This window comes from Alcanivorax sp. (genome assembly GCF_014762765.1).
Classification (GTDB): Bacteria; Pseudomonadota; Gammaproteobacteria; order Pseudomonadales; family Alcanivoracaceae; genus Alcanivorax.
Genome location: NZ_JABURH010000182.1, coordinates 11,367 through 13,967, shown reverse-complemented (window position 1 = coordinate 13,967; position 2,601 = coordinate 11,367). Strand labels below are relative to the sequence as shown.

General features: G+C 62.4%; 1 protein-coding gene and 1 pseudogene. Both read left to right on the top strand.

Annotated features, from left to right (window positions below):
- Positions 1-1,626, top strand: a pseudogene (locus HUJ17_RS13705) (chromosome segregation protein SMC); the annotation flags it as partial.
- 58 nt (positions 1,627-1,684) lie between these two features.
- Positions 1,685-2,601, top strand: a 917-nt coding sequence (gene zipA, locus HUJ17_RS13700) for a cell division protein ZipA (protein ID WP_290511215.1), incomplete at its 3' end; no start/stop codon positions are given.

Sequence of the window (2,601 nt, the reverse complement as noted above, 5' to 3'; positions counted from 1 at the left end):
GAATCCGTGGTCACCCGCGACGGTATCTGGCTGGGCCCGGACTGGCTGAAAGTGGCCAAAGAGGAAGATCAGGAAGCTGGTGTGCTCGAGCGCCGCCGCGAGCTTGATCAGCTTGAGGGCGAGATCGATACCCTGCAGGCCACCGTGGATGACCTGAAAGAACAACTGGAAAGCACCCGCGAGCAGATCGGCGAGCTGGAGGAAGAGCGCGAAGAGGTACAGCGCCAGGCCAGCCGTATCAACCGGGAGCTGGGCGAGATCAATGCCCAGGTCAGCGCCCGTCAGGTGCGCCTGGAACAGATCACCATGCGCCGCGAGCGCCTGGGCCGTGAGCTGGAAGAAGCCAACGAGCAGCACGGCCAGGAACAGGAACAGATGAAAGAGGCCCGGGCGGTGCTGGCGGAAGCGCTGGACGCCATGGAGGCGGACAGCGGCCAGCGCGAGGCATTGCTGTCCCGCCGCGACGAGCTGCGTCTGCGCCTGGACGAGGCACGCCAGAAGGCCCGCCATGCCCGTGACCAGTCCCACCATCTGGCCATGGAAGTGCAGGGTGCCCGCACCCAGGCAGACTCGCTGCGCCAGAACCTGAGCCGGCTGGAATCCCAGGTCCAGGCGCTGGCCGAGCGCAAGGCGCTGCTGGAAGAGCAGACCAACGAGGGCGACGAGCCGGGCACCGAGCTGCAGATGCAGCTGGAAGAGAAACTGGAAGTGCGCCTGGAAGCGGAGCACAAGCTCACCGAGGCCCGCCGCGAACTGGAAGCGGTGGATCACGAGATGCGCAATCTTGAAGGCCAGCGCGGCCAGTTCGAGCGCCAGGCCCAGGAAATCCGCAGCACCATGGATCAGAAGCGGATGCAGTGGCAGGATCTGACCACCCGCCGCCAGACCGTGGCCGAGCAGCTGGGTGAGCACAACTTCGACCTGGACACCGTGCTGGAAAACCTGCCCGAGGAAGCCAACGAGCAGGAATGGGCCCGGGAAATGGACATGATCGGCCAGCGGATTTCACGGCTGGGGCAGATCAACCTGGCGGCCATCGACGAATACCAGCAGCAGTCCGAGCGCAAAAATTACCTGGACAGCCAGAACGGCGATCTGGAAGACGCGCTCAACACCCTGGAAAACGCCATTCGCAAGATCGACCGGGAAACCCGGGCGCGCTTCAAGGAATACTTCGACCGCATCAACCGCGGCCTGCAGGAACTGTTCCCCAAAGTGTTCGGTGGCGGTCACGCCTACCTGGAGCTTACCGGCGACGACCTGCTGGATACCGGCGTGACGATCATGGCGCGGCCTCCGGGCAAACGGAACAGCACCATTCACCTGTTGTCAGGGGGGGAGAAGGCACTGACCGCCCTGTCCCTGGTATTCAGTATCTTCCAGCTCAACCCGGCGCCGTTCTGTCTGCTCGATGAGGTGGACGCGCCGCTGGACGATGCGAACGTGGGACGTTTCTGTAACCTGGTGTCGGAAATGTCCGCAAAAGTACAATTCATCTACATTACTCATAACAAGATTGCGATGGAGATGGCTGCTACCCTGATGGGGGTCACCATGCATGAGCCTGGTGTGTCCCGTCTGGTGTCGGTCGATGTGGAAGAAGCTGCCGAAATGGCGGCTATGTAAGGCAATCCGGTGCTGTCCGTAATGGTGGCACTTCAGCGCAAGCAAGGAAGATGAGGCAATGGGCCTGAATCTGGAAACACTGATTGGCATTCTGGTTATTCTGATTCTGCTGATCCTGGCGGACGGTGTCCGTCGTATGATCAGGGAACGGCAGGGGCGGCTGCGTATGCGTATCGACCCGCGTTACCGGGATGCCCAGGAAGAAGACGCCGAGAAAAGCGATTATAACCCGGAGCTGATCGGCACCGCCCGCGTGGTGCGCCGGGCCATGGAAATGGACTCGCAGCAGCAATCAGAAGCGCCGCCCACCATGATGGAGCCGGACGAGGTTGTTAACGAGCCTGCCACTGCCGAACAGCAGAGCCTGTTTGAAGGCGATCGGCAGCCGGAGCCAGTGGATGAGACCCCGGCCCCGCAATACCGGGAGCCGGAGCCCCAACCGGAACCGCCCCGCGAGCCGCCGAAGCCGGTGGTGGAACAGCGGCCAGTGGAGAAGAAACCGGTTGAGCGTCAGCCGGAAAGAAAGCTGGAACGCCATCGCGAGCCCCAGCCGGTAATGGAAGTGATCGTGGTACACCTGATCGCTCACCGTGGCGCGCCCTTTGCCGGTAACGACCTGCTGCGGCTGCTGCTGGAATCCGGCCTGCGCTATGGACAGATGAACATCTTCCATCGCCACGTGAATCTGGACGGCCGTGACGAGTTGCAGTTTTCCATGGCCAATGCGGTGGAGCCGGGCACCTTCGACCTGGACACCATGGAAGAAAAGACCTTTGCCGGTGTGACCTTCTTCCTGAAACTGCCGGGGCCCACTGACGCCCTGGGCGCGCTGGACAAGATGCTCTCCATCTGCCGCCGCCTGGCCAGCGAGCTTGACGGTGACCTGAAAGACGAACAGCACAGCGTGCTGACCCCGCAGACCATGGAACATTTGCGCCAGCGAGTGCAGGAATTCGAGCGTCGCCAGCGGGTGCC